This window comes from Paenibacillus gorillae, from assembly GCF_000513275.1.
In the GTDB taxonomy this organism is placed as follows: Bacteria; Bacillota; Bacilli; order Paenibacillales; family Paenibacillaceae; genus Pristimantibacillus; species Pristimantibacillus gorillae.
The window spans coordinates 21,229-28,160 of sequence record NZ_CBVJ010000136.1; the positions used below are offsets into that span (position 1 = coordinate 21,229).

At 54.8% G+C, this 6,932-nt stretch carries 4 protein-coding genes; all 4 read right to left on the bottom strand.

The window, feature by feature from the left end; genetic code table 11:
- Positions 1-183 precede the first annotated feature (183 nt).
- Positions 184-2,196, bottom strand: a complete 2,013-nt coding sequence (locus tag TY10_RS26040) for a glycosyltransferase family 2 protein (RefSeq protein WP_042170427.1) — start codon at positions 2,194-2,196, stop codon at positions 184-186.
- 33 nt (positions 2,197-2,229) lie between these two features.
- Positions 2,230-3,750, bottom strand: coding sequence for a tetratricopeptide repeat-containing glycosyltransferase family 2 protein (locus TY10_RS26045; protein WP_052350777.1), 1,521 nt, complete (start codon positions 3,748-3,750; stop codon positions 2,230-2,232).
- Positions 3,713-5,791, bottom strand: coding sequence for a glycosyltransferase family 2 protein (locus TY10_RS26050; protein WP_042170429.1), 2,079 nt, complete (start codon positions 5,789-5,791; stop codon positions 3,713-3,715). The genes TY10_RS26045 and TY10_RS26050 overlap by 38 nt, the downstream gene beginning before the upstream one ends.
- Positions 5,792-5,806: 15 nt before the next feature.
- The coding region (locus TY10_RS26055; RefSeq protein WP_337588391.1) for a DUF6385 domain-containing protein at positions 5,807-6,932 on the bottom strand (1,126 nt) is incomplete at its 5' end.

A 6,932-nucleotide genomic window follows, 5' to 3' on the forward strand; every position in this document is an offset into this window, starting at 1 on the left:
ATTACACGAATGATATGGCGATTCACCGGACAGCCCGAAATAGGAGGAACACGAGTCCCTCCGTATTTTAGCGGCTATATAGAGCAGAACTGATGCGAAGCAGCAGTTCTCTCTCTGACACTAGCGTTGAATGGGGGAAAAAGAGGGGCAAGGGAAGCTGCGAGCTGCTCCTTCGCGTACGCTTTAAAACGGGCGGCAGGACCAAGGCCTGCTGACCCCGATACGGGCGGGATCGCCGCTCGGGCAGCAGCGGCGTATGCAGCCGCGAGCCCCGCTGCCTGCGGCTCGCGCGAGCCATGGCCGCGGCCCGCAGGCTCGCGCGGCCGCGAACCGCTCTGCCGCGGCGGGCCAATCGCCCGCGGCTGCGGCAACAGCGCCCGCTGCGAGCAGCGCGGGCGCAGCAGGCACTGGCGCAGCAGCGCGCAGCAGCTGCGCCGCATAGGCGCTGCCGGGCGCGGATGCTCTCGCGCCCAGCAGCGCGCACCATTGCAGCGGCGGGAGCGTATGCGCCGCCGCTGCTTCATGCGCGGGCGCGGCGGCGAGCAGCGCCTGCCACGCGGGCCAGGCGCGGACGTGCAGCAGCGTCCGCGCGAAATCCGCCGGAGCCAGCCCGGCGGCAGCGGCGACACGCTGTGCAGCGCCAGCATGCTCTACTGTCCCTGCTTGATCGCCCCTGAGCTGCAGTGCAGCCAAGTAAGCCTCCGCTTGCTGCCTTTTCCGCTCATCCGCAAGCTTCTGCGCATAGCGCTCCCATTGATATCGCGCTGCTTCTGCATCACCTTGCTGTACAAGCAGCAAGCCATGCCAGAATGCAGCTCGATCACCCAACTGCTCTATTGCTAGCGAGCTTGTCTCGGGTGCAAGATCCAGTCCCGCATCTGCGAAAAGCCACAGCAATCCCTCTATACTGAATAAACTTTCCCTGCTATTATCTGCGTCCTGCTTCTGCACTTGCCTCTGCCCTTGCTGACACTCCAAGCTAAGCCGCTGGTTATACAGAAACGATTCCATCGCTTCCGTCCAAATCGGACGAAACCGTTCATCCAACGCACCAATCATAAGCAATCGTTCCCAAGCCGGACTATAACCCGGACGGATATGAAGTGCTTCCTTATAATAAGCGGCTGCTTCCCGCCACCGGTATTGCCTCTCCGCCGCAAACCCCGCCGAGCATAACGTCCGGTAAGTGCCCGCTCCCGGTGCTGAAGTATAATAGACCGGCGCCGATCCAACTGCTAATGCCCGTTCGTACGCTTGAATGGCTTCTCCTAAAAGATCCTGCTCCAATAGTGCTGCTGCATGGGCTTCATACAGATCGGGAAAATCCGCAAACCCAAATATACGCCAGCCCTGTTCCGCCCAATGCTCGGCATCCTGCAGCTGGCCAGACGCACGTAACGCGTGGCTTAGCTTCAGAAGGACATCCGAAGTGAAAGCGTACCTGCTAGTCTGCGAAAGCTCCGCTGCTAACGGCTCCAGCCATGCAGCGGCATTTTCCCAGTCGCCATACGTAAAAAACTCCGTTCCGCGGGCATAGCGGAGCATGGGATCTCCCGGCTGTTCAGCTAAGGCCGCTTCAATAATTCGCGCATTACGCTCTCTTTTGCCCCGCTTGTGAAGCCGCTCCTCGCGATATCCTTCATGCTGCATCACAATGGGAGCTAGACCGATCGCCTCTGCTCCAAAAGCTTTCTCTATCGCAGACACAGCCTCCTCATGGATCGCCCCTGCGAATCGGATACGCGGATCATTGCGAAACAACCGGCACACCAGATCCTTCACTACAGCAGTTTGCGGAGCACCATCTTGAAGCTCATCTATCGTCGCTGAGTCAACACTGCTCACCAATTGAACATAGTAGCCCATCTTCGTTTCATCTTTTAAAAGACTGTGCCAATGCTCCATCATCAGTGGTTCTAATGTTTCATCGGCATCCAGCACAAGCAGCCAGGGCTGCGCCGCATGAGTCAGAGCTGCATTCCGGACTGCTGCAAAGTCATCGATCCATTCTATCTCTATAAGCCTTGCTCCGAACCTTGCCGCTATTGCTGCCGTTCCGTCAACCGACCCGGTATCCACCACGATCATTTCTGATACATAAGGCAAGCAGGAGCGAAGACATTGCGCCAGAAGCTCTTCCTCATCCCTCACAATCATGCATAACGAAATCGGCAGTTCTCCTAGCGGTCGTTCCATTTTCTTCAGCTCCTCCTTGCCGCCATGTATCGATTACCAGCCCTCGTAAAAAGGCAGTTGAAGCCGAATGGCCGTGACCGCTCTTTGCTCCAGTGTTGTCCTCCTGCTCTTCTGAAAAGCAGCCAGCCTGTCATCTGCCCGGTCGCGCCAGCCTTGCGAGTTTATCTGTATTTCCCCGGCTTTCCCGCCTTCATTTCCGTTAGCAGCTGACAGCTTATCTCCAAACGGAAGCGTACTGTTGTCACCGCTCTTCAACCGAGTGATGTGCTCAGTCAACGACTCCTTGAGCGCCGAAGCTTTTTCCATGGAAGCATGCCATTCGAGCCAGGTTAACGCCGCTTGGGTGCAGCCGGAAGCCTGCATCACACCCGCCACCTTCAATATTGACCGCTCGTCAGGACAATGCAGCTTAGATGCGAGAACGGCACTAATGGCTCCGGACCGGCCACTAGACCGATAATAAGCGCACAGACGGAATAATGGCGGAAGCAGACTGGACTTCATCCTCAGCGCCAGCACGTAGTAGCGGATAACCGCCTGATCATCCTGCAGCGCTTCGCATAACCGTCCTAATAAATATGCCGTGCGAAAAGTACCCATTCCATCCTCCGTATGATACTGAGGCGGCGCCACACCTAGCTCTATCGCCCGCTCCGCAGCAGCACGAGCCTCTGGCAATTGCCCCAACTGGGCATGCGCGAGCGCTTTGTAATGCCACAAGTCCGTATAAGCCGGAAAACGAACTGTACCTTCGGATGCGGCCTCCGCGGCCTCCTGCCATCGTCCTAGCAATTGCAGGCTTAGCGCCTCGTATTTGTTGACCAGATGTGCATAATTCAATTGCTCGAAATCTGCAGAATTCTTTACCAGCCGAAAAGCAGCCAGCGCCTCCGCCGGCTCTCCCACCCGCAAATGCTCTACGCCAATGTTGTAGCGGTGAAAGCTGTTTTCCGGCTCCTCCGCTATAGCGAGTTTTAACAGCTCCATATTGCGCTTAAGCTTTCCTTTAGACTCTACCACTTGATGCTTGTAGCCGTAATGGCGGATGATGGCTTCCGTCAAATGGAATCTTCGATCCGGAAACCTTCGTAAGACCGATGGTGCAATCTGTTCGTGAATCCGCCCCTCGAATCGAATTTGCTTGTCGCTGCGGAATAAGCGAAGGACCGGATGGATTGTCGCCCCTTGCCCTTCATCGTCCCCGACAATGTTCCAAATTTGCAGCAGCAGTGCTGAAAGGCTTTTGTCTTTCACAAAATCAAGCAATTGTCCTTTCGTGGACGCATCCAGCCTCTCATCAGCATCCAGAAAGAGAATCCATTCCCCGTTAGCCCGCTCCACGCCCGCATTTCTTGCCTTTGCGAAGTCGTGGTCCCACTTATAATGAACCATTACTGCACCATATTGAGCCGCAATTTCAATCGTGCGGTCGGTCGAACCGGTATCGACAATAATAATTTCATCTGCAATGCCTTGTACGCTCTCCAGACAATCCGCCAAAAATGCTTCTTCATCCTTAACGATCATGCATAAGGAAATTAGCTTCCGACGCATCTCCACCTGCGCGCCTCCTTTGCAATCCGTTCCAGTTTGTCAGCCAGCCAAGCGCTTCCGTCAGCCGTAATGCCTCCGTAATTCGTTCCCGATCCTGCTCCGGCCAGCCGCCGTCCCAGCTTCGGCTCCCGCCGTATTCCTCAGGCTGCAAGGACTCCAGCGCCAGCTGCAAGTATAACGAGGCGATAGCCAGCTGCGCCCTGTCAGCGATTGCTGATCCTTCAGCTTCAACAGCCTGTTCCATGAGCGGCAGCGCCTCTTGAAACAATCTTTTGCGGTAAAGCAGCTCTCCCAAACGGTAAGCCTGCTCCGCTCCCAGCCTGCCTTTTGCCCCGTAGCTTTGCAGCATGAGCTCTGCCGATGCGACCATATAGCCGTTATCGTAAAGTGAAATCTCCAAGGAACCATCCAGCCCTCGGAGCCGCTTTGCAAAACGCTGCGCCAATGGAAGCATGCCATGTCCAATGGCACGATCCATAAAAATACGCGCCGCCTCCAAATTGCGGGCATTTGCAAGAGCTGCCGGATAACCCCGCCTGTTTGAGGTCAAAAGCAGATCCAGCTCTTTTGCCCATTCCAGCTGATGCTTCCCCATAAACAGACGAAGCTGGCTCCAGCCCTGAGCCGGCATTCGCCGTTCCTCTGCCCAGAGGCAAAGCATCCAGTCCACTACTGCAATCCCAAGCTCCTCCGAGTAGGATGGATTATGAACCACCAAGTCTTTCAGCAGCTCACTCGCTTCGGAATATCGCTGGTTTCCGATCAGGCATTCGCTGAACAGCACCGTATCCCGGACCGTCAGCTCTTCATTCTGAACGGATTGCCAGGCAAGCAGGGCTTCCCCATAGGCTCCGATTCCGCCTAATACCCGGGCAACCAGCTTGGTCTGACCGGGCTCCATCCACTCCCCTAAACGGTCCGCCAGAGCGGAGTCCGGTACGCCGTCCTCATGAAGCCACAACGCCATAGCTTTAAGAGCCGGCTCCCATTGGGGGGCTTGCTCCAGCGCTATTTTCAAATGATGATGCGCTTCTATCCGGTGACCTAAGCGCAAATAAATTTCTGCGAGCGCGGTATTTGCCCTGTATGTGGATGACCCCGCCAATGACACATAGTTTTTTTCTCCGGCTGCAATTGCCGCCTTAAACGCAGCTTCAGCGTCCGTGAGCAAATGGAGGGCAACGAGGCTTTCACCATACAGCAAATGAAGCTCAGCATAATCGCTATAGCCGAGCGTTTCACCTCGCAGCAATTGCCCGGCTTCATCTGCTTTGCCGCTTGCCAGTAATGTTTTGGCATAGTCGCGAATGAGCGTGGGCCGATATGGCGCCTTTACCGATGTCGTTGCAAGCGACTGGCGGAAAGCGTCTAGCGCTTCCTCAAGCCGGCCCGACTGGCATAATGCGACAGCGTAATTGTATAGACAAAAAGGATCATTCGGCTGCTGGGTCAGCTGCCTGGTAATGATCCGTAAGTTCCTTTCCGTTTTCTTTTTGCGTTGAAGGACGGACGGTTTATAGCCATCGTGTAAAAGAAGAAAGGAAGCATTCAGCAGAGGACCTTCTGCTTCCTTCGTTTCATTCGTTTCCGTGCAAAGCTGTTCATGGATTTCTCCTGTATATTTAAAGCCATGTCCGTTGCGAAATAGTCTGACAGCATCGCTCCGCACTACATTCTGATGATCCGTATCGTCAATAACATGCTCCATCTGAATATGAAATGCTGACACGGATTCATCCGCATTTTCCAACTCTTGCCGCAGAAGCGACAGCTCCCCTCCTGTGAGCCATTCATCTGCATCTAATACAAATATCCATTGCGTGCTTGCTTCCTCAAGCAATCGGTTTCGTACAGCAGCAAAATCGTCCTTCCAAGGCACTTCAATTACTTTAGCACCGAAGCCGGCGGCAATCGCCGCCGACTGATCCGTCGAACCGGTGTCGGCGACAATAATCTCATCCGCAATCCCTTGGACGCTGCTTAGGCAGCGCCCTAACACATCGGCCTCGTCTCTGACTATGACGTGAACGCCGAGAAGCATAGTCAAACCTCCCATCTAAGTTCCTTGACCATTGAAATACACGTCTACCGTCGTTGCGTTTCCTGATGAACTCGAGCGAGCGGACAACCTCGTATATTTCAAAAATCTCTGCGGCACGAGCACATCAACAGAACCTACCAATATGCCTGTATCTGTCGATACATCGGTATACCAGTTCGAACCATTAGCACTGATCTCAACGATCGCATCAGCCGCGTTGCTGCCTGGCCCCCTGTTGTAAACATAGAAGGAATAAGTGCCGTAGTTGCTTGTCGTCACAGGCAAAATAGGGGTAAAGGTGTTTGTTGTTACTATATTAGTCGTGGACTGTTCTTGGAAGCTCTTCTGCGAAATTGAAATGACGCTCGTAAGTGTACCTGCTGTAATTGTTGCTCCAAGCAATGCTGCTAACGTACCGGTTGTAATTGTAGCCCCTAATACAGCTGCCAGCGTACCGGTTGTAATTGTCGCTCCCGACACCGCGGCGAGTGTACCCGTGGTAATCGTGGCTCCCAGCACCGCATTCAAAGTCCCGCCGGTGATTGTCGCTCCCGAGACGGCTACTGTTCCGCTGGATATCGCTACGGTTCCTCCAGTAATTGTCGCTCCAAGGATCGCAGTTATTGTTCCTGCCGTAATTGTCGCTCCCAGTACTGCGTTCAAGGTGCCACCCGTGATCGTCGCTCCTGAGACGGCTACTGTTCCGCTGGATATAGCGACTGTGCCTCCAGTGATCGTCGCTCCAAGGATTGCAGTTAGTGTCCCTGCCGTGATCGTCGCTCCCGATACAGCTGCCAACGTACCCGTGGTGATTGTTGCCCCAAGTACTGCATTCAACGTTCCACCGGTGATCGTTGCTCCAGAGACTGCTACGGTTCCGCTGGATATCGCGACCGTGCCTCCAGACAACGCTACAGTACCTCCGGTGATTGTTGCTCCAAGGATTGCAGTTATTGTTCCTGCCGTAATCGTTGCTCCCGACACCGCCGCCAATGTACCGGTCGTGATCGTTGCTCCAAGTACGGCATTCAAGGTTCCACCTGTGATCGTCGCTCCGGATACCGCTACGGTTCCGCCGGATATTGCCACTGTGCCTCCGGACAACGCCACGGTACCTCCTGTGATTGTAGCTCCAAGGATT

Bases quoted from the DNA above. Each gene is read 5' to 3' on its own strand.
- TY10_RS26040 (WP_042170427.1), bottom strand. From the start codon at position 2,196: ATGGAACGACCGCTAGGAGAACTGCCGATTTCGTTATGCATGATTGTG.
- TY10_RS26045 (WP_052350777.1), bottom strand. From the start codon at position 3,750: ATGCGTCGGAAGCTAATTTCCTTATGCATGATCGTTAAGGATGAAGAA.
- TY10_RS26050 (WP_042170429.1), bottom strand. From the start codon at position 5,791: ATGCTTCTCGGCGTTCACGTCATAGTCAGAGACGAGGCCGATGTGTTA.